The sequence below is a fragment of the Kutzneria sp. 744 genome (genome assembly GCF_000568255.1).
GTDB lineage: Bacteria > Actinomycetota > Actinomycetes > Mycobacteriales > Pseudonocardiaceae > Kutzneria.
The window spans coordinates 7334607-7358129 of sequence record NZ_KK037166.1 but is presented as its reverse complement, the minus strand read 5'-3'; the positions used below and the strand labels follow the sequence as shown (position 1 = coordinate 7358129).

The window sequence follows — 23523 nt, the reverse complement described above, 5'->3', positions numbered from 1 at the left end:
AAGACGTGGTCGAACGAGGGTCGCGCGCCGACGCGGACTCATGGTCCCTAGGCGTCGGCGCGCCTCGGAAGTACGAGGCCGGTGTTACGCAGCATGCTCGGGACGGTACTGCCGGCCGGCCCGAGGCGTCAACTCTGCGGGAAAACGCTCCCGGATGGTGGAACGAAAAGCCCAGGTGCGAGGATCGCAGCGTGACTGAGTCCGCTCCTCCGTCCGTCCAACGAGTGATCTTTCGCGTGCCGACGACCGGCCTGCTTCCGCTGGGCCTGCTCGCCATCTGCGAGACGCCGGTGGTGGCCACCGCCGGACCGGTGTTCTCGCTGCTCTACCTCATCCCGATCGTGTTCGCGGTGTGGATCCTGCGCACGCGTACGGTGGTCGACTCCGAGCAGCTGCGCACCCGCAGCCTGTTCGGCGCGCGCACGCTGAACTGGGCCGACATCCGCTCGCTGCGGCTGCCCCGCCGCGGCTGGGTCAACGCCGTGCTCGACAAGGACGAACAGGCGCCGCTGCCCGGCGTGCGCACCCGGCACCTGTCGATGCTGGCGGCGCTGTCCGGCGGGCGGCTGTCCGATCCCAACGCCGCCGCCGAGGACGCGGAGTAACCTGGTCTGCGAGCCGCGACCCGGTCCACGTCAACTTTTCCGCAAGGCCAATCAGTTTTTGGAGGAGCAGTGCCCCAGCTGCGCTCCCGCACCACGACCCACGGACGCAACGCCGCGGGCGCCCGCGCGCTGTGGCGGGCCACCGGCATGACCGACAGCGATTTCGGCAAGCCGATCGTGGCGATCGCCAACTCCTACACCCAGTTCGTGCCGGGTCACGTGCACCTTCGCGACCTCGGCGACATCGTGGCCGAGGGCGTGCGCGCCGCCGGCGGCGTGCCCCGCGAGTTCCACACCATCGCCGTCGACGACGGCATCGCGATGGGTCACAGCGGCATGCTGTACTCGCTGCCCTCCCGCGAGATCATCGCCGACTCGGTCGAGTACATGGTCAACGCCCACCAGGCCGACGCGCTGGTGTGCATCTCCAACTGCGACAAGATCACGCCCGGCATGCTCAACGCCGCGCTGCGGCTGAACATCCCCGTGGTCTTCGTCTCGGGCGGGCCGATGGAGGCCGGCAAGGCCGTTGTCGTCGGCGGCGTCGCGCAGGCCCCGACCGACCTGATCACCGCCATCTCGGCCTCGGCCAGTTCCGACGTCGACGACGACGGATTGGCGGCCGTGGAGCGCTCGGCCTGCCCGACCTGCGGCTCGTGCTCGGGCATGTTCACCGCCAACTCGATGAACTGCCTCACCGAGGCCCTGGGCCTCTCGCTGCCCGGCAACGGCTCCACGCTGGCCACCCACGCGGCCCGGCGCTCGCTGTTCGAGCGGGCCGGCACCACCGTCGTCGAGCTCTGCCGCCGCTGGTACGGCGAGGACGACGAGTCCGCGCTGCCGCGCTCCATCGCCAACCGCAAGGCGTTCGAGAACGCGATGGCGCTGGACATGGCCATGGGCGGCTCCACCAACACGGTGCTGCACATTCTCGCCGCCGCCAACGAGGGCGAGATCGACTTCACGCTGGCCGACATCGACGCGATCGGCCGCCGCGTGCCCTGCCTGTCCAAGGTGGCTCCGAACTCCGACTACCACATGGAGGACGTGCACCGGGCCGGCGGCATTCCCGCGCTGCTGGGCGAACTCTGGCGGGGCGGCCTGCTCAACGAGGACGTGTACTCGGTGCACAGCCCCTCGCTGTCGGAGTGGCTGTCCACCTGGGACATTCGCGCCTCGTCACCGTCGGAAGAGGCCGTCGAGCTCTTCCACGCGGCGCCGGGCGGTGTTCGCACCACGCAGGCGTTCTCCACCGACGCGCGGTGGTCGTCGCTGGACACCGATGCCGCCGGCGGCTGCATCCGCGACGTCGCGCACGCGTACACGAAGGACGGTGGCCTCGCGGTGCTGCGCGGCAACCTGTCCGTGGACGGCGCCGTGATCAAGTCGGCCGGCATCGAGGAAGAGCTGTGGCGCTTCCAGGGCCCGGCCCGGGTCGTGGAGAGCCAGGAGGAGGCCGTCTCGGTCATCCTCAACAAGGAGGTCCAGCCGGGCGAGGTCATCGTCGTCCGCTACGAGGGCCCGGCCGGCGGTCCCGGCATGCAGGAGATGCTGCACCCGACCGCCTTCCTCAAGGGCTCCGGCCTCGGCAAGAAGTGCGCGCTGATCACCGACGGCCGCTTCTCCGGCGGCTCCTCGGGCATCTCCGTCGGGCACGTCTCGCCGGAGGCCGCGCACGGCGGCGTCATCGGGCTCGTCGAGAACGGCGACCAGATCCTCATCGACGTGCACCAGCGCAAGCTGGAGCTGCTGGTCGACGAGGCGGTGCTGGCCGAGCGCCGGGCCAAGATGGACTCCAGCGAACGGCCGTGGCAGCCGCGCGACCGCCAGCGCCAGGTCACCCTGGCCCTGCGCGCCTACGCCAAGCTCACCACCTCCGCCGCCACCGGCGCCGTCCGCGACCCCTCCCTGTAACCACCCTTTATGCAGGGAAGGACGCCTTACCCTCGTTCAACGAGGGTAAGGCGTCCTTCCCTGCATCGGGGGTCACCTCCAGGGGCGAGGGTCGGTCACCAGGAGTGACCAGATCTCGGCGTCATGGCGGCGGCCGCCGAACAGGTAGGACTCGCGCATCACGCCGTCCAGGGTCATGCCCAGGCGCTTGGCCGCCGCCTTGCTGCGCTCGTTGGACGTGATGGTGATCCACTCGATGCGGTGCATGCCCCGCGCCTCGAAGGCCCAGTCGATCATCAGCTGGGCCGCCCTGGTGATCAGGCCGTGGCCCTGGGCGTGCGGAGCCAGCCAGACGCCCAGCTCGCAGTTGCCGGAGGCCGCGTCGAACTTCGGGAACAGGATCGCGCCCACCAGCTCACCGCGCAGCCGGATGCCGAGCAGCCGGCCGGCCCCGGTGGCCTGGCGGTCGGCGTAGCGCTGGAGCAGCTCCCGCGCGCTGGCAGTGTCGGTCACGGTGCTGGCCAGCGGGATCCACGGTGCGAGATGCTCGCGATGCCGGTCGATGTGCTCGGCGAACTCGTCCGCCTGCCAGGGTTCGAGCGGGGTCAGTTCGGCGTCCGGGGCCAGCGGCAAGGAGAGCATGGGTCAGTTATCTCAGCAGCAGCTGCAGTGCGGCAACCGCGATAACGGCCAGCGAGAACAGCGAGGTGCCGTACGCGAGGGCGTGCCGGTACCAGGGCGTGCGCCGGTCGAGAGAGATCCGACCCGGGCCGGCGAACAGCACCGCGAAGGCCGCGCCGGCCAGCGCCGCCGCCAGCTCGTAGTCGGCAAGGCCGCCGTTCCACTGGAGGATGATCGTGTTGCCCACCACCGCCAGCACGGCCGCCGCCGCCAGCGGCGTGAACAGGCCGAGCACGATCAGCACCGCGCCGCCGAACTCGGCGTAGCCCAGCACCGGCGCGAGGATGTCCGAATAGCGGAAACCCGCCTGCTGCAAGGACTTCGCGAAGTCGCCGAGGCCGTGGCCGCCGAACAGGCCGAGCGTGCGCTGCGCCCCGTGCACGCCGACCAGCCCGCCGAGTATCAGCCGCAGGCCGAGCAGCCCCAGGTCCGCGCCGCCGTGCCAGGCCGCCACCGGCCGTGACGGCTCCTCGTACGCGAGCGTGCTGCCGTACTCGGGCGGTTCGTCGTCGTCGAGGTGGTGCAACCCCGTTTCGAAGGTGCTCACCGCCGGCAGGTTAGGGCCGAAACGCCGGCTCCGGGACCGCCGAACAGAGCAGCTAGACCTGGGCGATCCGCTCCAACATCGCGACCAGTTGGTCCCGTTCGGCCTCGGACAGGTCGGCCAGCAGCAGGTCGTCGGCCTCGGCGATCAGACGGTCGAACCGGGCCAGCGCCGCGGCCCCGGTGTCACTGATGGTGACCACGTTGCGCCGGCGGTCGGCCGGATCCGGCTCGCGGGTGACGTAGTCGTCCGCCTGGAGATCGTTGAGCACGGCCACCATGTCGCTGCGGTCGAGGTGGAGCCGGCGGCCGATCTCGGCCTGCGACTGCTGGCCGAACTCCTTGAGCGCCGCCAGCACCGCGTAGTGCCACTTGCGGATGCCGCCGGCCTCCAGCCGTTCCCGCGCCAGCGCGTGGCCGCGTTGGGCCGCACGACCCAACAGCCAGAGCACGGTGCCGCTGAGCCGATGCGGTTCGGACATGGCGCCAACGTACCGTCACGGCTATGGTTGGTTCGGCCAACATTGGTGTCGCCAACAATAAGGGGTGGATGTTCGTGCGACTCGTTCGCTTCCATGCTCACGGCGGTCCCGAGGTGCTCCGCGTCGAGGAGGCCGAGGTGCCCACGCCCGGCCCCGGACAGCTGCTGGTCCGGGCCGAGGCCATCGGCGTCAACTTCGCCGACACCAAGATCCGCGCCGGCGCCGCCGGGATCTTCGTCCGACCGTTGCCCTTCGGTCCCACCGGCGACGTCGTCGGCAGTGTCGCCGCCGTCGGCCCCGGCGTCACCGGCTTCACCGTCGGCGACCGGGTGGCCGCCCTGGTCGCCGAGAACGCGTATGCGGACTACGCCCTCGTGGACGCCGCCTGGGCCGCCCTCGTCCCGTCCGGCCTCGACGCCGCCTCGGCCACCGCGCTGCCCATGCTCGCCCCGGTCGCCATCGGCGTGCTGCACGCGGGCCGGGTCACCGCCGGCGACACCGTGTTGATCCAGTCCGCCGCCGGCGGTGTCGGCCACCTCGCCGTCCAGATCACGAAGTTGTTGGGCGCCAAGGCAATCGGCGTCGTCGGCTCGCCCGCCAAGGCCGACTTCGTCCGTTCCCTCGGCGCCGACGACGTCATCACCGCCGACGCGGAGTGGCCCACCGTCGACGTCGTCCTCGATGCCGTCGGCGGCTCCTCGTTGACCCGTGGTCTCGACACCCTCGCCCCGTTGGGCCGGGCCGTCATCTACGGGGCCGCCAGTGGCGAGATCCCCGCGGTCCCTGCCCGCTCGCTGTTCGGCCTACGTTCCCTCACCGGCTTCGGCATCACAACCTTGCGAGAGGCTCGCCCCGACGAGGCCCGCGCCGACATCGCCCGGGCCACCCGGCTCATCGCCGACGGCAAGCTCCGGGTCGCCCAACACGCCGCGTTCCCGTTGTCGGACGTGGCCATGGCGCACCAGGTGCTCGACGACCGCGCCAACCTCGGCCGGGTCCTGCTGATCCCCTAGTACTCGCCGCGCACGAGGTTGTGCGGTTCCTCTCCGTTCACGAACCGCGCGACCTCGGCGGCGGCGATGCCGTATGCCCGCTTCTCCCGGCCCGTGCAGCTGCCGGCCACGTGCGGCGTGAGCAGCAGCCCGTCGACGCTCCACAGTGGATGGTCGGCCGGCAGCGGCTCCGGTTCGGTGACGTCCAGCGCGGCCCGGAGCCTGCCGTTCCGCAGCTCCGCCACGAGGGCGTCGGTGTCAACCACCGGGCCCCGGGCGGCGTTGACCAGGATCGCGCCGTCGGCCATGCGGGACAGGAACTCCGCGTCGACCATGCCCGTCGTGTCCGAGGTGAGCGGCACCACCAGCACCACCACGTCGTGCTCGCCCAGCAGGGCCGGCAGTTCATCCTCGCCGTGCACACCGTCCCGCGCCGTGCGGCCGACGATCGTGGTCGTCACGTCGAACGGCGCCAGCCGCCGGGCCAGCTGGGTGCCCAGGTCGCCCGCGCCGACGATGAGGACCCGCTTGTCCTGCAACGTGTCGGTGACCTGGAACGCCCAGCGGCCCTCGCGCTGGGCGTCGAGGAAGTACGGGAGGTGACGGTAGAAGGACAACAGAACACCGACGACCCACTCCGCGGTGCTGCCGCCGTGCGCGCCCCGGCAGGTCGACAGGGCCACCCCGTCGGGCGTGTGGCCGAGCCACACCTCGGCCCCGGCGCTGAGCAGCTGCACCAGCCGCAGCTTGGGCAGCTTGTCCAGCAGCGGGACGGCGCGTTTGCCGGCCAGGAACGGCGGGATGAGCACCTCGGCCTCGGCCGCCTCGGCCGGGAGCTCGCCGTCGACGTCGTAACGGACCGGGCGGACGCCCTCGATCGCGGACAACGCGTCGAGCGCGTGCTCGTCGGGCACCAGCACGGTGATCGTGTCGTGATCGGTCACGCCACGACACTAGTCTGCGTCGACGCGCAGCCGACCAGGCCGCAGTGCTCTTGGCCGGAGGTCGCCGCCCGCCCCGTAGCGGGACCTGCGCCGGGACGCCCACCCTCCTACCCACTGACCGCGCCCCATCCAGCCGCCGGCTCTGGTCGGCTTCCCCCGGGCATAGAGCGGCGTCTGGCACGTGTGGTCGGGCAGTCTGCACTGGCCGAACGAGGTCCCCGGTCGGGCGGACGCAGCGGCGGTTCATCGTGCGGATCGGCGTACCGCTCGATCTTCCTGACGCCGACACGGACCGCGCATGGCTCTGCGAGACGCTGACGGAGGTGGCAACACTGACCCGCACCCATCTCCCACGCAAGGCACGCGCCTATCCGTCCGAAGCACTCGCCGACGAGGTCATGGGCCTGCGCTCGGCTCTCCTCGACGCCACCGGCGAGTGACCGATCAGTCCGACCAGAAGCCTTCATCGTCCGGGCCCGGCCAGGCTCGTGGCGCCTCCATCCCACGTCACCCGATGCCGCCCTGCCATGCTCCGTGCTCATGGGGTACTCACCTGGGGTTCACGCAGGCCCGCTTAGGCTCGGGCATCATGCGGAGAGCTAGCCGGGTTGTTGCCTCGACGGTGGCGCTCGGTCTGCTGCTCACAGGGTGTGCGAGCTTCCCCGACCAGTCGAACGGCGCGGGTGTGCAGGACTGGCAGCCGCAGCCGAAGCTGACCGACGCGCCCGGGCCACAGCCGAATGCGCCGGGAGGCTCGAACGCGGACGGCGGGGGCACGGTCCCGGGGCCGAACGGCACGCCGAAGCCGGTGCCGCCGCCGCAGGGGTGCACGGACTTCGACCAGAACGTCATCGGCACCTGCATGGCGCCGCTGGCCGCGGTGGCGTCGCTGCCGGGCGGAGCGAGCGGCCTGGCGGCGGAGCGGACCACGGGCCGGGTGCTGGCGGTGCAGAAGGGCCAGGACCCGAAGCCGGTGGCGACCATCGAGGTGGACGCGGCGACCGACGGCGGCCTGACGGGCCTGGCGCTGTCACCGACGTACCAGCAGGACCAACTGGTGTACGCCTACGTCACGACGGCCACGGACAACCGGGTGATGCGGTTCGCGGTCGGGGACACGCCGAAGCCGGTGCTCACGGGCATCCCCAAGGGCCCGACGCACAACCGGGGCGTGCTGTCGGTCGACCGCAGCGGCGCGCTGCTGGTGGCGACGGGCGACGCCGGCAACGCGGCGGCGGCGATCGACCCGAACTCGTTGGCGGGCAAGGTGTTGCGCATCGACGGCCTGGGCCACCCGGCGCCGGGCAACCCGAACCCGGCCTCGGCGGTGGTGATCGGCGGCCTGCAGGACCCAGGCGGCATGTGCGCGGCGGCGGACGGCAGCGCGGCCTGGGTGACCGACCAGACGGCCACCGCGGACCAGCTGTACCGAATCACGCCGGGTCAGCCCCAGCTGGGCAGCCCGGCCTGGTCATGGCCGGACAAGCCGGGCGTGGCGGGCTGCGCGGCGTTCACCGACGAGGTCAGCGTGGCGACGGTGCACAAGGCCGGCATCCAGGTCCTGTCCCTGGCCAAGACCGGCGGCTTCAGCGGCAAGCCCAGCACCATCCTGGACGGCCAGGGCGGCTACGGCCTGATCGGCGCGATGGACGTCGTCGACCAGAACACGCTGCTGGTCGGCACGGTCAACAAGGACGGCGGCAAGCCGGTTGTCCAGCGACGACCGGGCGATCATCATCCCCAAGCCCAACGGCGGCCAGCCCAAGGACTGACCGCCAAGATCAAGGGACCAAACCTGACGTTGAACGTCAGGAAGGGCCCCTTACTGACGTTCAACGTCAGTAAGGGCCCTTCCTGACACCGCTCAGCTGCAGCGTTCGATGATCAGCTCGCGGACGCGCTTGGCGTCGGCGGAGCCCTTGGTGGCCTTCATGACGGCGCCGACGATGGCGCCGGCGGCGGCGACCTTGCCGCTGCGGATCTTCTCGGCGACGTCCGGCTGGGCGGCCAGGGCCTCGTCGACGGCGGCGGTCAGGGCGGAGTCGTCGGAGACGACCTTGAGGCCCCGCGCCTCGACGACCGCGTCCGGCTCGCCCTCGCCGGCCAGCACACCGTCGACGACGGCGCGGGCCAGCTTGTTGGTGAGGCTGCCGTCGGCCACCAGCGCGGAGACCCGGGCGACCTGAGCCGGCGTGATCGGCAGCTCGGCCAGCTCCTTGTTCAGGGTCTTGGCCTGCTGCGACAGGTACGACACCCACCACGACCGGGCGTCGTCGGACTTGGCCCCGGCGTCGACGGTGGCGGCGACCAGGTCGAGGGCGTCGGCGTTGACGAGGTCCCGGAGCTCGGCGTCGCTCAGGCCCCACTCCTCCTGGAGGCGCTTGCGGCGCACCCACGGCGGCTGCGGCAGACCGGCCTTCAGCTCCGCCACCCACTCCCGCGACGGCGCGATGGGCACCAGGTCGGGCTCGGGGAAGTAGCGGTAGTCCTCCGCGGTCTCCTTGGTCCGGCCGGCCCTGGTGGTGGCGGTGGACTCGTCGAAGTGCCGGGTCTCCTGCTTGATCTTGCCGCCGCCGACGAGCACCGCGGCGTGCCGGGTCATCTCGTAGCGCACGGCCCGCTCGACCGACCGCAGCGAGTTGACGTTCTTGGTCTCGGTGCGGGTGCCGAACTCGGTGGCGTCCTTGGCCATCAGCGACACGTTGGCGTCGCAGCGCAGGGAGCCCTGGTCCATCCGCACGTCGGAGACGTCGAGGCCACGCAGCAGGTCGCGCAGCGCGGCGACGTAGGCGCGGGCCACCTCGGGGGCCCGGGCCCCGGTGCCGACCAGCGGCTTGGTGACGATCTCGATCAGCGGCACGCCGGCCCGGTTGTAGTCCAGCAGCGAGTAGTCGGCGCCGTGGATGCGGCCGGTGGCCCCGCCGACGTGCAGCGACTTGCCGGTGTCCTCCTCCATGTGGGCGCGCTCGATGTCCACCCGGAAGATGCTGCCGTCGTCCAGCTCGACGTCGAGGTAGCCGTTGAAGGCGATCGGCTCGTCGTACTGCGAGGTCTGGAAGTTCTTCGGCATGTCCGGATAGAAGTAGTTCTTCCGGGCGAACCGGCACCACTCGGCGATCTCGCAGTTGAGCGCCAGGCCGATCCGCATGGCCGACTCGACGGCCTTGCCGTTCACGGCCGGCAGCGCGCCGGGCATGCCCAGGCACACCGGGCACACGTGCGTGTTGGGCTCGCCGCCGAACACGTTGGCGCAGCCGCAGAACATCTTGGTGTTGGTGTTGAGCTCGACGTGCACCTCGAGCCCGAGCACGGGGTCGAACCGCTCCAGGACCTCGTCGTAGTCCATCACCTCGGCCACGGCGGTCACGCTTCCCCGTCCTTTCGTGCGCCACGGATCGCGAGCGCCCCACCGGTGACGGCGACCAGGACGCTGGCCAGCGCGTTCACCAGGGACAGCTTGTCGCCCTTGGCCACGGCCTTGCGCGCCTGCGCGCCGGCCGCGACAACCCCGATCGCCGAGCCGACGATGGTGATGACCAGGCGGATCTTGTTGACGTTCATCGCGAGATCGCCTCCAGTTCGGGCACGCGGTTGATCAGCGGGCCGCCCTGCGCGGCGTCGCGGGCGACCTCGTAGGCGGCCGCGACGCGGTACATCCGCTCGTCGGCCAGCGCGGGCGCCATCACCTGCAGGCCGGCCGGCAGGCCGTCCTCCGCGGCCAGCCCGGACGGCACGCTCAGCGCGGCGTTGCCGGCCAGGTTGGACGGGATGGTGCACAGGTCGTTGAGGTACATCGCGAGCGGGTCGTCGATCCGCTCGCCGATCTTGAACGCGGTGGTCGGCGTCGTCGGCGCGACCAGCACGTCCACCTGCTCGAAAGCCGAGGTGAAGTCCCGCGAGATGAGCGTGCGGACCTTCTGCGCCGAGCCGTAGTAGGCGTCGTAGTAGCCGGCCGACAGCGCGTACGTGCCGAGGATGATGCGGCGCTTGACCTCGGGCCCGAAGCCGGCCTCCCGGGTCAGCGACATGACCTGCTCGGCCGACAGCTCGCCGAGGGCGCCGTTGTCGACCCGCAGGCCGTAGCGCATGGCGTCGAAGCGGGCCAGGTTGGACGAGGCCTCGCTCGGCGCGATCAGGTAGTACGCGCCCAGCGCGTACTTGAAGTGCGGGCACGAGACCTCGACGACCTCGGCGCCCAGGTCGCGCAGCTGCTGCACGGCGGCGTCGAAGCAGTCGATGACGCCCTGCTGGTAGCCCTCGCCGCGGAACTCGCGCACCACGCCGACCTTGACGCCCTTGAGGTCGCCGGTCGCGCCCTGGCGGGCGGCCTCGACGACGGGGCGGACGGGCTGGTTGATGGAGGTGGAGTCCATCGGGTCGTAGCCGGCGATCACCTCGTGCAGCAGGGCGGCGTCGAGCACCGTCCGCGCGCACGGACCGGCCTGGTCCAGCGAGGAGGAGAAGGCCACCAGGCCGTAGCGGGACACGGTGCCGTAGGTCGGCTTGACGCCGACGGTGCCGGTGACCGCGCCGGGCTGGCGGATCGAGCCGCCGGTGTCGGTGCCGATGGCCAGCGGCGCCTCGAAGGCGGCCAGCGACGCGGACGAGCCGCCGCCCGAACCGCCGGGGATGCGCTCCAGGTCCCACGGGTTGTGGGTCGGGCCGTAGGCCGAGTTCTCGGTGGAGGAGCCCATCGCGAACTCGTCCATGTTGGTCTTGCCGAGGATCACGATGCCGGCGGCGCGCAGTCGCTCGGTCACGGTGGCGTCGTACGGCGGCAGCCAGTTCTCCAGGATCTTGGAGCCGACCGTGGTCGGCGCGTCGATCGTGGTCATGACGTCCTTGAGCGCCAGCGGCACGCCGGCCAGCGGCGAGGCGACCTCGCCGACGGCGATCTGCTCGTCGACCTTGGCCGCGGCGGCCAGCGCGCCCTCGGTGTTGACGTGCAGGAACGCGTGCACGGCCCCGTCGACCTCGGCGATCCGGTCCAGGTGGGCCTGCGTGGCCTCGACCGCGGAGACCTCACGCTTGTGGATCTTGTCGGCCAGATCGGCGGCCGACAGGCGGATGAGCTCGCTCACGACACCCTCCTCGCAGAGCTCGTCGGGGTCGCGAGCTGAAGCTCGCTGCGCTGAATGGTGAACTCGGCAAGCTCGTTCACTGTTCCTCCCCCAGGATGCGGGGCACGCGGAAGCGGCCCTCCTCGGCGGACGGCGCGCCGGACAGCGCCTGCTGCTGGGTCAGGCACGGGCGGACCACGTCCTCGCGGAAGACGTTGGTCAGCGGCACGGCGTGCGAGGTCGGCGGCACGTCCTGCTGGCTGACCTCGCCGACCTGGGCCACCGCGTTCAGGATGGTGTCGAGCTGGCCGGCGAACAGGTCCAGCTCGTCGTCTGTCGCGGCCAACCTGGCCAGCCGGGCGAGGTGCGCGACCTCGTCTCGGGAGATGCTGGGCATGCGGAGGTGCTCCTCCAAGCGTGAACGGGGCTAACGTGCATGACCGACCGAGTCTAGGACGCAGCCCCGCGCAGCTCCGAGCGGGTATCGGGCCTGACGGGTCTCGTCTGGCGGACGACGATCCTCACGGTCGCCGCCGGTCTGCGACAATCGGCGGCCGGGTGCGGGCGGCGAGGTCCCGCGCACGAGCACGGCATGGAGGCGTTCCGCGGTGTCCTTCCTGATCCGGGTGCAGCTCCCGGACCGACCCGGCACGCTGGGAGCGGTCGCGTCCGCCCTCGGCGAGATCGGGGCTGACATCCTCAGCGTGGACGTGGTGGAGCGCGCACCGGGCCTGGCGATCGACGACCTGGTGGTCGAGTTGCCGTCCGGTCGGCTGCCGGACGCCCTCATCACGGCCGCCGAGTCGATCGAGGGCGTCGAGGTCGACGCCGTCCGCCCGTACGCCGGCGTGCTCAACACCCATCGCGAGCTCGAACTGGTCGAGGAGATCGCCGCTCAGCCCCGGCAGGGCCTGGCCATCTTCGCCGAGGGCGTGCCGCGCATCGTCCGGGCCGGCTGGGCCGTGGTCATCACCCACGACGGCGACGGCGTGCACCGCGTCGCCGCCAGCACCGCCGCCCCCGAGACCCGGATGGTCACCGTGCCGTGGATGCCGCTGCCGCGGGCCACCATCCTGGACGGCGAGGAGGACTGGGTGCCCGAGACCTGGCAGGAGCTCGGCACCGAGCTGGCCGCCACGCCCCTGGGCAAGCCCGAGCGGGTCCTACTCGTCGGCCGCCCCGGCGGCCCCATGTTCCGTGCCGCCGAGTTGGCCCGCCTGGCCCACCTGGCCGGCATCGTCGCCGTCGTCCTGCCCGACTGACCCGGCGTCGCCGCGGGACTGCCCGACCGACCTGCCGCCCGGTGGCGCGAGACCCGCATCGCGGCACTGACCTGCCCTTGGGCCCGCACCGAGCGAGCTCCCTGCTCATCACCCGATTCTGACTAGGTCCCGAGCATTGCTCGGGCGGCGGTGATGAGGTCGGCGTTGCCGAGGGTGGGGGTGCCGTCGGGGCGGTGCAGGGCGTCCTCCAGGCCCATGCGAGTGGACAGGCCGAGGCGCGCGGCCTCGGCGAAGACGGGCCAGGCGTCGTCGTCCTGACCGTGCAACAGGATCGGGAGATCAGACCAAGAAAGGGCGGCCAGCAGGGCGGCCGGCGACTCGCCCGGCTGGACTTCGGCCAGGACTCGGACGGAGCCGGGAGGCACTCCGTTGGCCCGCAAGGTCTGTGCCGCCGGCACGTGGAAGACGCCGAGTTCGATGCCGATGCCGGCGGAGTGCAGGGCGGCGCAGGTGTGCTGCCAACCGTCCTCGTGCACGTTCACGGAAGCGGTGTCGGGGCGGCCGGCGGCCAGTGCGGCCCAGCCGGCGACGAGTTCGGCCCGCCGTACGGGATCGGGCTGGATCCAGGCGCCGGTGGTGACGCTGATCTCCACGCCCGGCACGGCGGCCCGCACGACGGAGACGGCGGTGGCGACCTCGGGGCCGGCGAGCACCTCCGCGCCGGCCGTGTCACGCGGATGCACGTGCAGCGCGGTCACGCCGAGCTCGGCGACGGCCGCGGCGTCGGCGGCCAGCGCCTGGGGCGTGACCGGCAGCGCGGGATGGGCGTCCCGCTGGCGATTCCCGTTCAGGCAGGCTTGCAGCATCCCTCGACCGTGCCCTGCCGCAGCCGCAACGGCAACGGGGCCGATTCATTCGATCGAGCTAAGACTGCGGGGTTGGCGCACAACGGCTTGGAGCGACGACGACTCCTCCAGTACGTTCGCCAGCGGCCAGGGCGCAGGCTCGGCACGAAGCGAGGAGACGTGATGCGAGGCCATCACCGGGTGGTGCATCCCGAGGCGGCCCTCGCGGTCTCGGCCGGCATCACCGGCATCACCTTCGCCGCAGTGGTCGCCGTCATGGCCGTGCAGCACGTCAGCGAGCAGGCCACGGACGTCCGCAACGCGGGTCAGACCCCGATGCCGACCCCGACCACCACCACGGCCACGGCCACACCGACCCAGCAGCCGCCGACGACGATCATCGTGCAGCAGCCCGCGCCGCAGACGAAGGTGCTGGTGGTCACCAAAGAGGTGCCGGCCCCGCCCGTGAGCTCGACGCCGAGGCCCACGCCGGAGCCGAGGGATCTGGTTCCCTCGACCACGACGCGTGACCCCTACGGCCAGATGATGACCGAGTGGCCCTCCATGGCCGGCAACGTATTCGACCTATTCGTCCGCTGACTCTGCCGCCGCTGCTTCCTCGTCGGCGCCGATCGTGGCGACCTCGATCGCCGCGTCCGGCCCCTGGGCCAGCAGCACCCGGAAGCCGTCCTCGTCCAACACGGGCACCTTGAGCTGGATGGCCTTGTCGTACTTGGATCCCGGGCTCTCGCCGACCACCACGAACGAGGTCTTCTTCGACACCGAGCCGACGGCCTTGCCGCCGCGCACGATGATCGCCTCCTTGGCCTCGTCGCGAGACAGGGTCGGCAGCGTGCCCGTCACCACGATGGACAGGCCCTCCAGCACGCGCGGCGTCGAGCCGTCCTGCTCCTCCTCCATGCGAACGCCGGCGGCGCGCCACTTCTCGATGATGTCCCGGCGCCACTCCCACTCGTGCCACTCCAGCACGGCGGCGGCGATCGTCGGACCGACACCGTCGGCGGCGGCCAACTCCTCCTCGCCGGCCGCGAAGATCCGGTCGATGGAGCCGAACGTGACGGCCAGCGCCCGCGCCGCCGCCGGCCCGACGTGCCGAATGGACAGTGACACCAGCACGCGCCACAGGTCCCGGTCCTTGGCCGTGGCCAGGTTGGCCAGCAGCCGCTCGCCGTTGGCCGACAGCTTGTAGCCGAGCTCGGAGCGCTTGTCCTGGGCCCGGAACAGCTCGGTGCGCAACAGCATCTCCTCGTCGAGGTCGAACACGTCGCCCTCGTCCTCGATGACGCCGGCCTCCAGCAGCGCGGTCGCCGCCTCGTAGCCGAGCACCTCGATGTCCAGCGCCTTGCGGCTGGCCAGGTAGAACAGGCGCTCCCGCAGCTGCGCCGGGCAGGACTGCCGGTTGGGGCAACGGATGTCGGCGTCGCCCTCCTTCTCGTAGCGCAAGGTGGTGCCGCACTCGGGGCAGTCCACCGGCATCACGAACTCGCGCTCGTCGCCGGTACGGGCGTCGACGACCGGGCCCAGCACCTCGGGGATCACGTCGCCGGCCTTGCGGATGACGATCGTGTCGCCGATCAGCACGCCCTTGCGCTTCACCTCGGACGCGTTGTGCAACGTCGCCCGCGCGACCGTGGAACCGGCCACCAGCACGGGTTTCGTCACCGCGAACGGCGTCACGCGACCGGTGCGGCCGACACCGACCTGGATGTCCAGCAGCGTGGTGGTGGCCTCCTCCGGCGCGTACTTGTACGCGATCGCCCAGCGCGGGGCCCGGGAGGTGGAGCCGAGGCGGCGCTGCAACGCGACCTCGTCCACCTTGACCACGATGCCGTCGATCTCGTGCACGGCGTCGTGGCGGTGCTCGCCCCAGTACTCGATGTGCGCCTCGACCTCGCCGATTCCCTTGACCAGCTTGGTGTGCGGCGACACCGGCAGGCCCCAGGCGGCCAGCGCGCGGTAGGCGTCGGACTGGCGCTGCGGCTCGAAGCCCTCGCGCTTGCCCAGGCCGTGGCAGATGAAGCGCAGCGGGCGGCTGGCGGTGACCTTCGGGTCCTTCTGCCGCAGCGAGCCGGCGGCCGAGTTGCGGGGGTTGGCGAACGGCGGCTTGCCCGCCTCGACCAGGCCGGCGTTGAGCTCCTCGAAGTCCTCCACCCGGAAGAACACCTCGCCGCGCACCTCGACCAGCTTGGGCGTCGGGAACTCGTCGCCGCCGGTCAGCACCTCGGGGATGTCGCTGATGGTGCGGACGTTGAGGGTCACGTCCTCGCCGGTGCGGCCGTCGCCGCGGGTCAGCGCCCGGACCAGGCGGCCGTCCTCGTACAGCAGGTTCAGTGCGAGGCCGTCGATCTTGAGCTCGCACAGGAAGTGCGAGTCCTCGCCGATCTCCTTGTGCACGCGCTCGGCCCAGGCCTGGAGGTCATCGGTGTTGAAGACGTTGTCCAGGCTGAGCAGCCGCTCCAGGTGGTCGACCGCGGTGAAGTCGGTGGAGAAGGTGCCGCCCACGCGCTGCGTCGGCGAGTCGGGCGTGACCAGGCTCGGATAGGTGTCCTCGATGCCCTGGAGCTCGCGCAGCAACGAGTCGAACTCGCCGTCGGTGATCGTCGGCGAGTCCGTGACGTAGTAGCGGAACTGGTGGCCGCGGATCTGCTCGGCGAGCTCGCCGTAGTGCGCTCGAACGTCGTCGGGAACGTCTTCGGTGCTGGTCACGGCCCTAAGACTATCGGCACCCACCGACAGTTTCGCTGCGCCGCGTGCCGCGTCGGGCGAGGTCGCCCAACCAGGTCGACGCCTTCCCTTGTCTTGTTTCGATCGATGGACAGACTCGATCGAAACAAGCCCGCGGTCCAGGCGTCGACGGCGACCTCGCGCCTGCGTTGAACCGGAGGTCAGCAGCTGTCGGTCAAGCGTCACCACTAGGAGTGGTGTGCCCGATCGGATTGCCGTCGGCGTCCTGCCCGGCCAGGCTCCGCACGATGGTCCTCAGCTCCACCAACGTGATGCCCTGTTCCGGCGCGGCCTCGGCGGTCTCCACGCGGCGCAGGCGCTCGGCGGCGAGGCGCTCGCCGAGGGTGGCGTCGAGCGGCAGGAAGGTCATGGCGGTGCGGGCCTCGTCGGTCAGCGCCGACAGCTCGGGATGGTGCACGGCGACGTCGACGACGCCGGCGTCACGGTCCACCTGCGCCACCACCCGCACGTCGGCCAGCCGCAGGCGGTGGGCGCCGATGTTGACGGTGACCTCGGTCGGATCCGGCACCGGCGGCACCGAGTCGTGGTACTCCCAGATCATGTCCTCGGGCGGCGCGGCGGCCTGCCAGGCGTCGGTAAAGGGCCGCAGGTCGGGCCGCTCCTGACCGGTGACGACGAGGGCGTAGACGGCGCGCTGGCCGCGCTCCACCGAGAAGTGCAGCTCCGGGTGGATCGCCGCGACCTCCTCGCACAGCAGGTTCTCGATCCGCTTGGGCTCGCTGTCGCCGAGGGCGGAGTTGATCTGCGGCAGCAGCTCGTACCAGCGCTCCCAGAACCGCTCGGCCCGGGAGCGCGGGGTCTGGATCGCGGGTTCCAGCCACTCCGCCACCTGGTCGGAGTCGGGCTCGACGACGGGAGTGTCGTGCTCGGCGTGACGGCGCCGCCACGGGAACCACTTCATCCCGCCATTGTCCGCCTCGGCGCGACTTTGTCTGCCCTGTTGGGGCCGTTCGGGCCAGTGATTGCGGCCATTCGCCGCACTTTTTCCGCGCGTCGCGCACGGGGCTCGGCCGGCCACCGAGTCTCGCGGCACGTCACCCCAACAGGTGAACGATATTCGCGTTGGTCAGCCGCCGGCAACTGCCGCAACGGCGGCCTTGCAGACCGCCGAGGCCTGGTCGATGCCCGTCTGCTCGTCGGGCTGGGAGCTGGACAGATAGGCCACCAGGTAGCTGTGGCCACCGTGGCTGACCTGGCCGATGCTGTTGACGGCCCACAGGTCGTTGTCGGAGTCGATGGGCAGCCAGCCGTTCTTCAGCGCCGGCGTGGTGCCGGGGTCGGCGGCCTCGGAGACGCCCCACACCTGGTCGGGCTCGATCTCGTGCATAAGCCCGGCGGCGTACTTGCGGGAGGCGTCGTCCAGCACCGACCGCGGCGAGGTCAACACGTTCATCACGGTGAGCTGGTCGGCGACATTGGTGGTGGTCAGGCCCCAGTAGTCGTCCGCGCCGGGCGTCGTGTCGCGTAAGCCGAAGGCGGCGTTGGCGGTGGACATCCCGGCGGCGCTGCCCACGTCGTCCCACAGCGTGGTGGCCGAGTCGTTGTCGCTGGCCTCGATCATCTTGGTGGCGGCCGTGTCCTCGTCGTCGGTGAGCGGCGTGCCCTGCTGCTGGGACTGGTAGAGCAGCACGGCCAGAATGTCGGCCTTGACGATGCTGGCGGTCGCGTAGGTCTCGTCCGGGTTGAACACCGAGGTGACGCCGGTGTCCTGGTTGAGCACGGCGACGGAGAAGTCGCCGGACTTCTCGGCGCTGAGCGGGGCCATCGCGGCGGCCAGCGCCGCGTTCGGGTCGGCGGCCGGGACCGAGGTGGCGTCGACGGTCGGCTTCGGGGCGCTGGACTTCGTCAACGTGTTGGTGGCGGCCGCGGAGCGCGGCTTGGGCTGCGCGCTGCCGGCAACCGGGGACGCGGCGACACTGCCGTCCACGCCGACCACGACGGCGGCCAGCCCGGCGCCGGCCACAACGGCCGCGAGCATCACCAGCACACGGTGGCGCGTCCACGCACCGCGCGAATTTCGACCCATGCGGTAAGCCTCGTATACGGACCTGCGGAGAAGCTGAAGAGCAAACCGTGAAGACCTTAAGAGTTGCCTGTCCGGATTGCCAGGGTGACGTGTTCAACAACGGTGAACCGAATCACAACACCGCAGCTCACAGGCTATCTTGACGCCGTTCACAGCTGACGTTGAGACAGGGCGAATCGCACCCGGGAGTGAGTCGCATGATCACAGTGAACCGGAATTCGGCGTGATCAGACCGGATTCGTAGGCCATCACCACCAGCTGCGCGCGATCACGCACGCCGAGCTTGCCGAGCAGGTGGCTGACGTGTGTCTTCACCGTGCCGACGCCCAGGTGCAGCCGGCCGGCGATCTCCGCGTTGGACAACCCGCGCCCCACCAGCCGCAGCACGTCCTCCTCCCGCTGCGTGACCCCGGTCAGCGTCGGCCGGCCCGGGTCGCTCGGCCGAAGAAGCTCAGGCGTGCGGCCGAACTCGGCGATCAGGCGTCGGGTGACCGAGGGCGAGAGCAGGGCTTCGCCCGCGGCGACGATCCGGATCGCCGACAGCAGTTCGGCCGGCGGCGTGTCCTTGAGCAGGAAGCCGCTGGCTCCGGCCCGCAGCGCGGCGAACACGTGCTGGTCGAGGTCGAACATGGTCAGCACGAGGACCTTCGTGGCCATTTCGGCGCAGATCTGGCGCGTGGCCTCGACTCCGTCCAGCACGGGCATGCGGATGTCCATCAGCACCACGTCGGGTTGGCAGGCGCGGGCCAGCTCGACCGCCTCGGCCCCGTTCTCGGCTTCGCCGACGGTCCACAGCACGGGGTCGCTGTCGATCAGCAGCCGGAACGTGCCGCGCAGCAGCGCCTGGTCGTCGGCGATCAGGACACTAGCCATAGGGAACCCTTGCGGAGACGGCAAAGCCGCCGCCCGGTCGCGGCCCGGCGGTCAGCGCGCCGTCGAACATCGCGACGCGTTCCCGCATGCCGGCCAGCCCGTGCGAGCTCTGGCGTCCCTGGTTGGTGACGTCCACCCGAACCGCGGTCTCGGTGACGTCCACCAGCACCTGGCAGCTGGTCGGGGCGGCGTGCCGGACCACGTTGGTCAGCGCCTCCTGCACGATCCGGTACACGGCGAGGTCGACGCCGTCGGGCAGCGGCCCGCCACGCACGTCCACACTCACCTCGACCCCCAACTCCCGGGCCACGTCGGCCAGTTCCGGCAGCTCGGCCAGTCCCGGCGCGGGACGCAGCGGCTCCTCGGCCCGCAGCACGCCCAGCAGCCGACGCATCTCCGCCAGCGCCTCGCGGCTGGTCGACTCGATGACCCGCAACGCGTCCGGCGCGGATTCGGGCAGGTGGTTGGCGACGCCGGCCTTCACCGCGATGACGCCGAGGCTGTGCGCCACCACGTCGTGCAGCTCGCGGGCGATGCGCAGCCGCTCTCCCACCACCGCCTGCTCGGCCAGTTTCTCGGCCTGGCAACGACTTCGGCGCACCAGCCGGCCGATCGTCCAGGCCCCTCCGAGCACCAGTGCCCCGGACACCACCATGCCGACACTGTCGAACGACCAGAACGGGCCAGTCACGCTCCGTCGGACCAGCACCGCCGTCGCGCCGAGCCCGCCGATGGCCAGCACGGTCATCCAGCGCCGACCGGTGTCGCCGGCCGCAACCGTGTACAGGGAGAACCCCGCCGCGAGGAACGGATCCACCAAGGTGCCGAGCAGCACCGACAACCACGTCAAGGTCAGCACGAACGCGAACACCGGCAGCGGCCACAGCCGACGCAGCCCCGCCGGCAGCGCGGTCGCGGCCAACATGAGCACCCGCAGCCACGCCGGAGCCGCCGTGTGCATGCCGGTGACCATGAGGAGCAGCGCGACATAGGCGACCGCGATCCCGCAGTCCCCCAACACGAGCCTCCGTCGTGAGCCCATCACCGCCACGCTAGTGGATGCGCGCCGCCGGCACCTCTGCCTACAGACAGAGATGCGAACGGGCCGCCAGACAGACGCGAACCCGGGGCCAAGGCCGCCATCGTTGCCGGCATGAAGACGCTCATCCTGGCGCTCACCATGGCCACAGTGCCACTGACACCGACACTGACACCGCCCGCGCTGGCCTGGACACCGTGTGACGGTGGCATGGAGTGCACCACGCTCACGGTCCCGCTGGACTGGCAGCGTCCCGACGGCCGCAAGGTCACGCTCGCGGTGGGACGGCTGAAGGCGACCGGTCCGTCCCAGGGCACGGTCCTGGTCAACTACGGCGGCCCCGGTGCGGCCGGCATCGAGGTCATGGGCGGCGGTATTCTGTCGCCGAGTTCGCAGCCGTTCGACCAACTGCGGCAGCACATGGACATCGTCACCTGGGATCCCCGCGGCTACGGCCTCATGGGCAGCAGGAGCACGCCGGTCATGGACTGGTCGTGCCTGAATTCGGTGCCACTGCACGGCATGCCGCAGTTGCCGACGTCGCAGGCGGAGTTCGACCAGCTCGCGGCGGACGTCCGCACCAGCGCGGACGTGTGCCGGCAGCAGGATCCCGCGCTGTTCGACAACATGGACACGCTGACCAACGCCCACGACATGGAGGCCATCCGGCGGGCCCTCGGTGTCGCCCAGCTGAATCTCTACATGGGTTCCTACGGCGGCGTGTACGGCCAGACCTACGCCGACCTCTACCCGAACCGGGTCCGCACCATGGTGATCGACGGCAGCGGCGATCACAGCGGCGACTTCGACCGCAGCCAGGACGCCATCGCCCGGGACAACGTCGTTCGGCTGCAACGGTTCTCGGCGTGGTGCGCGGCCGACGCCACGTGCGCCCTGCACGGCCAGGACGTGCCGAAGGTGGTGGCGACCGCGCTGGACGACTGGTCGTCCAAGCTGGCCATGACCTTCCGGTTGGTGCGCGGCGACCGCAAGGACTTCCCTCAGCTGGCGGCCGACCTGGCCAAGGCCGCGGCCGGCGACAAGTCGGCGTTTCCGCATCCCAGCATGGTGTATCCGGTGTCCGAGTGCCACGAGTGGCCGACGCCGCGCAGCTTCGCCGCTCTCCGGGCGACCGTGGCCCGACTCGGCCGGATCGACCCCGTGCTCGGCGCGGCCGGCACGATGGTCCCGTTCACGCTGGCGTGCCTCGACTGGCCCGGCCCCGTCGACAACCCGCCGCGACCGCTGCCCGTGGGCCTGCCGCCGCTGCTGGCCGTCGGCTCCTGGGGCGACTTCCCGGCGACCGACCGGGTGGTGTCCCGGGTGCCGGGCAGCGGGTCGATATATCACGACGGTGCCGGCCACGAGCTCTACACCACCGGCAACACCTGCGTGATCCCGTTGGTGGACAGGTACTTCCTCACGGGAGTGCCGCCGAAGGCCGTGTGCTGACAGCGACGAAGGGCCGCCCGATCGGGGATCGGGCGGCCCTTCTTTCCCTGCCTCAGCCTGCCGCAGTCAGGCTGAACGCGAGCGCGGCGGTCGAGGTGAAGTCGAGCGCCGGCTCGGAGCTCTGCCACGTGCGTGCGTCGTCCATGTAGCGCGACGTGGTCGAGTCGTAGGTCTTGAACGAGGCGACACCGCACTTCTTGCCGCCGTCGGGCAGGGTGTCGATGCTCTTGAACAGGCTCGCCTTGTTCGGCCCGTTCACCACCGCGCCCACCGCGACCTTGTCGCCGCCGGTGAGGCTGCCGGCGAGGTTGGCCACCTGGTGCTGCATGCAGTGCGGGAACGTGGTCCCCACACCGACCACCAGAGAGGTGCCCCATGCGTTCGAGCCCAGCGTGAAGTCGCGCTGCTGGGTGGCGAAGGTGTCGTAGTCGTGCTTGCCGGTCAGCTGGTCGTAGAGCAGGGCCGTGGCCACGAAGCCGAAGCTGTGGCTGGCCACGTCGAAGTCGGTCACGGAGGCACCGGTGCGGAACGGGCTCTTGGCCGCCTCGGTGACGCCGTCGGACAGCTGGCGGGCCAGGTCGCCGGTCAGCTGGGCCTCGGTGACGTCCACCTTGGGCGCGTCCTTCAGGCGCAACAGCTTGGCCAGGTCGGCGTGGGCCAGTGCGCTGGTGTCGTAGACGTTCAGCGTGCCCTGGTCGCTGCTGGCCAGGTAGGCCTTGGCCCACTTGCCGGCGTCGGTCGTGAAGGCCGCCGCGCGGCTGTCGCCGAGGGCGCTGGCCGCCAGGCCCAGCTCGGACGCGCCGAGCTCCAGGTCGTCCAGATAGGACGACTCGGGGTAGTAGCCGTGCGGGTAGGCCGAGACGATGCTGCCGCCCGCGGTGTCGGCCAGGCCGTAGATCGTGGCCGCGGTCGTCAGGTACTGGGTGGCCTTGGTCTTGTCGGTGGCCGCCAGGTTCTGGGCCGCCACCGCGAACGCCGCCGCCACCCGGCCGGCCAGGTTCGGGCTGATCTTCGCGCCGGCCTTGTTGGCCGCGAACACCGGGCGGTACTTGATGTAGTAGTCCTCGTCGCCGACCTTGACGTTCAGCTTGTCGTCGGCCTCCGGCAGGCGCCACACGTCGTGGTCGCCGACGAAGTTCTCCTTGCTGCTGCCGCCGCCCACACCGACCTGCGCGTACAGCACGCCGGTCTTCGCGTCCCACATCTTGCTCAGGAAGTCGAGGCCGTACTGCGCCTCGGCGTTGAGCGAGGTGCTCGGGCGGGACCGCTCCGACAGCAACAGGTTCGTCACCGCATAGGAGGTGGTCACCGTGAACTTGAGGTAGTCGCCGGCGTCGAACCAGCCGCCCGAGGCGTCGATCGTGGCGCCGGTCTTGGCCATCTTGCTGTTGATCGTGTCGTCACCGGTGAAGGTGGGCACGGCGTAGACCGAGGCCGTCTTGTCGGTCACGTGGCTCGGCTTGCGGTTGAGCACGCCCGGAATCACGTCCGAGCCGTCCCGCTGCACCTGGAAGAACTTCACCACGTCGTCGGCGATCGGCGAGAACAGCGCGTTGGCACTGTCCACCTTGAACGTGGGCGACGTGGTGGCGCCGACCTTGACCTGGTAGGCGCCGTTCGTCTTCAGCGCCGTGAGGTCGATCGGGTACACCGCGCTGTAGGCGGTGCTCCACTTGCCCGTGCTGGCGCCCACCTTCCCGGTCAGCACCGACTTGCCGGCGGCATCCACCACCGAGAAGGCGGCGCCCGCGCTCGAGGTCGTGCCCATCAGGTAGGCGGCCTTGGTCTCCCCGGTCGCATAGCCGACCTGGTCCACCCTGATCTCGGCGGTCGTGGCCGCCGCGGCGGGCACGGCAAAGCCGACCGAGGCGATCGCGGCCAGGGTCGCGATCGCCGCTGTTCCAACTCGCATGGGGTCCTCCGGTGCAGGGCCGGCGGCGGTGGAGCCCAAACAGTTAAGAAAGTTTCCTAATTTGTTGAGATGAAAGCTACGTCACAGTCACATCCCCGGTCAAGGGGATCATCCGGACAAACCGCAGCTGAATCGAGCCGGCAACTCACCTCTCCAAGTCACCTGATGCCTGGTTGAAAGTTGTGCC

General features: G+C 70.9%; 23 protein-coding genes. 8 read left to right on the top strand and 15 right to left on the bottom strand.

The annotated features are described in order from the left end of the window. The first annotated feature begins 191 nt into the window (after nt 1–191). Nucleotides 192–605, top strand: coding sequence for a PH domain-containing protein (locus KUTG_RS33880; RefSeq protein ID WP_043722658.1), 414 nt, complete (start codon nt 192–194; stop codon nt 603–605). A 69-nt stretch (nt 606–674) separates the two neighbouring features. After that, nucleotides 675–2519, top strand: coding sequence for a dihydroxy-acid dehydratase (gene ilvD / locus KUTG_RS33875; protein WP_043722657.1), 1845 nt, complete (start codon nt 675–677; stop codon nt 2517–2519). A 72-nt stretch (nt 2520–2591) separates the two neighbouring features. Here ilvD and KUTG_RS33870 read toward each other — a convergent pair whose 3' ends face one another. Genes KUTG_RS33870 through KUTG_RS33860 form a run of 3 tightly spaced genes read right to left on the bottom strand, consistent with a single transcriptional unit; the run spans nt 2592 to nt 4204 of the window. Further along, entirely contained in the window at nt 2592–3140 is a 549-nt protein-coding gene (locus KUTG_RS33870) for a GNAT family N-acetyltransferase (protein ID WP_043722655.1), read from the bottom strand. A gap of 7 nt (nt 3141–3147) precedes the next feature. Then, the gene (locus tag KUTG_RS33865; protein ID WP_052395708.1) at nt 3148–3726 is read right to left on the bottom strand and encodes a DoxX family membrane protein; all 579 of its coding nucleotides are present in this window, start codon (nt 3724–3726) and stop codon (nt 3148–3150) included. A gap of 52 nt (nt 3727–3778) precedes the next feature. Continuing rightward, nucleotides 3779–4204 (bottom strand): MarR family winged helix-turn-helix transcriptional regulator, encoded by a 426-nt coding sequence (locus KUTG_RS33860; protein ID WP_043722654.1) that lies wholly within the window; start codon nt 4202–4204, stop codon nt 3779–3781. Between the two features lie 74 nt (nt 4205–4278). Here KUTG_RS33860 and KUTG_RS33855 point away from each other — a divergent pair, with 74 nt between their 5' ends. Beyond that, entirely contained in the window at nt 4279–5217 is a 939-nt protein-coding gene (locus KUTG_RS33855) for a quinone oxidoreductase family protein (RefSeq protein ID WP_043731532.1), read from the top strand. Here KUTG_RS33855 and KUTG_RS33850 read toward each other — a convergent pair. After that, on the bottom strand, nt 5214–6140 hold the full coding sequence (locus KUTG_RS33850) for a 2-hydroxyacid dehydrogenase (protein WP_043722651.1): 927 nt from the start codon (nt 6138–6140) through the stop codon (nt 5214–5216). The two genes, KUTG_RS33855 and KUTG_RS33850, sit on opposite strands and share 4 nt — an antisense overlap. A gap of 248 nt (nt 6141–6388) precedes the next feature. Between KUTG_RS33850 and KUTG_RS33845 the strand changes: the two genes are divergently transcribed. After that, on the top strand, nt 6389–6580 hold the full coding sequence (locus KUTG_RS33845) for a hypothetical protein (RefSeq protein ID WP_043722650.1): 192 nt from the start codon (nt 6389–6391) through the stop codon (nt 6578–6580). Nucleotides 6581–6729: 149 nt separating this feature from the next. Continuing rightward, entirely contained in the window at nt 6730–7998 is a 1269-nt protein-coding gene (locus tag KUTG_RS33840; RefSeq protein ID WP_369794545.1) for a PQQ-dependent sugar dehydrogenase, read from the top strand. Between the two features lie 6 nt (nt 7999–8004). On the opposite strand, the gene gatB is transcribed toward KUTG_RS33840, so the two are convergent. From gatB to gatC, 4 genes are all read right to left on the bottom strand, one after another. After that, nucleotides 8005–9507, bottom strand: a complete 1503-nt coding sequence (gatB, locus tag KUTG_RS33835) for an Asp-tRNA(Asn)/Glu-tRNA(Gln) amidotransferase subunit GatB (protein WP_043722647.1) — start codon at nt 9505–9507, stop codon at nt 8005–8007. Continuing rightward, nucleotides 9504–9701, bottom strand: coding sequence for a hypothetical protein (locus tag KUTG_RS33830; RefSeq protein ID WP_043722645.1), 198 nt, complete (start codon nt 9699–9701; stop codon nt 9504–9506). Before KUTG_RS33830 ends, gatB begins: the two co-directional genes overlap by 4 nt. Next, nucleotides 9698–11221, bottom strand: a complete 1524-nt coding sequence (gatA, locus tag KUTG_RS33825) for an Asp-tRNA(Asn)/Glu-tRNA(Gln) amidotransferase subunit GatA (RefSeq protein WP_043722644.1) — start codon at nt 11219–11221, stop codon at nt 9698–9700. Before gatA ends, KUTG_RS33830 begins: the two co-directional genes overlap by 4 nt. 76 nt (nt 11222–11297) lie before the next feature. After that, on the bottom strand, nt 11298–11597 hold the full coding sequence (gene gatC, locus KUTG_RS33820) for an Asp-tRNA(Asn)/Glu-tRNA(Gln) amidotransferase subunit GatC (RefSeq protein ID WP_043731531.1): 300 nt from the start codon (nt 11595–11597) through the stop codon (nt 11298–11300). A 211-nt stretch (nt 11598–11808) separates the two neighbouring features. Between gatC and KUTG_RS33815 the strand changes: the two genes are divergently transcribed. Beyond that, a complete protein-coding gene (locus KUTG_RS33815; RefSeq protein WP_043722642.1) occupies nt 11809–12462 on the top strand; it encodes an ACT domain-containing protein in 654 nt (217 codons plus the stop codon). A 122-nt stretch (nt 12463–12584) separates the two neighbouring features. Here KUTG_RS33815 and KUTG_RS33810 read toward each other — a convergent pair whose 3' ends face one another. Next, a complete protein-coding gene (locus KUTG_RS33810) occupies nt 12585–13289 on the bottom strand; it encodes a 3-keto-5-aminohexanoate cleavage protein (protein ID WP_043722639.1) in 705 nt (234 codons plus the stop codon). Nucleotides 13290–13451: 162 nt separating this feature from the next. Here KUTG_RS33810 and KUTG_RS33805 point away from each other — a divergent pair, with 162 nt between their 5' ends. After that, nucleotides 13452–13868, top strand: coding sequence for a hypothetical protein (locus KUTG_RS33805; RefSeq protein WP_157494932.1), 417 nt, complete (start codon nt 13452–13454; stop codon nt 13866–13868). On the opposite strand, the gene ligA is transcribed toward KUTG_RS33805, so the two are convergent. The 5 genes from ligA to KUTG_RS33780 form a co-directional block, all read right to left on the bottom strand. Beyond that, nucleotides 13854–15995 (bottom strand): NAD-dependent DNA ligase LigA, encoded by a 2142-nt coding sequence (gene ligA / locus KUTG_RS33800; protein WP_043722635.1) that lies wholly within the window; start codon nt 15993–15995, stop codon nt 13854–13856. The genes KUTG_RS33805 and ligA overlap by 15 nt on opposite strands. 193 nt (nt 15996–16188) lie before the next feature. Next, nucleotides 16189–16935, bottom strand: coding sequence for a hypothetical protein (locus tag KUTG_RS33795; protein ID WP_043722632.1), 747 nt, complete (start codon nt 16933–16935; stop codon nt 16189–16191). A 165-nt stretch (nt 16936–17100) separates the two neighbouring features. Continuing rightward, nucleotides 17101–18015 carry a serine hydrolase gene (locus KUTG_RS33790; protein WP_157494930.1) on the bottom strand — a complete coding sequence of 305 codons (915 nt, stop codon included), beginning with the start codon at nt 18013–18015 and terminating at the stop codon, nt 17101–17103. 246 nt (nt 18016–18261) lie between these two features. Next, a complete protein-coding gene (locus tag KUTG_RS33785) occupies nt 18262–18933 on the bottom strand; it encodes a response regulator (RefSeq protein WP_043722630.1) in 672 nt (223 codons plus the stop codon). Continuing rightward, nucleotides 18926–19975 (bottom strand): sensor histidine kinase, encoded by a 1050-nt coding sequence (locus KUTG_RS33780; protein WP_043722628.1) that lies wholly within the window; start codon nt 19973–19975, stop codon nt 18926–18928. The genes KUTG_RS33785 and KUTG_RS33780 overlap by 8 nt, the downstream gene beginning before the upstream one ends. 111 nt (nt 19976–20086) lie before the next feature. On the opposite strand from KUTG_RS33780, the gene KUTG_RS33775 reads away from it, so the two are divergent. Further along, the gene (locus KUTG_RS33775) at nt 20087–21424 is read left to right on the top strand and encodes an alpha/beta fold hydrolase (RefSeq protein WP_043722625.1); all 1338 of its coding nucleotides are present in this window, start codon (nt 20087–20089) and stop codon (nt 21422–21424) included. A gap of 52 nt (nt 21425–21476) precedes the next feature. On the opposite strand, the gene KUTG_RS33770 is transcribed toward KUTG_RS33775, so the two are convergent. After that, complete coding sequence (locus KUTG_RS33770; protein ID WP_043722624.1) at nt 21477–23336, bottom strand: glycoside hydrolase family 9 protein; 1860 nt, start codon at nt 23334–23336, stop codon at nt 21477–21479. Between the last annotated feature and the right edge of the window lie 187 nt (nt 23337–23523).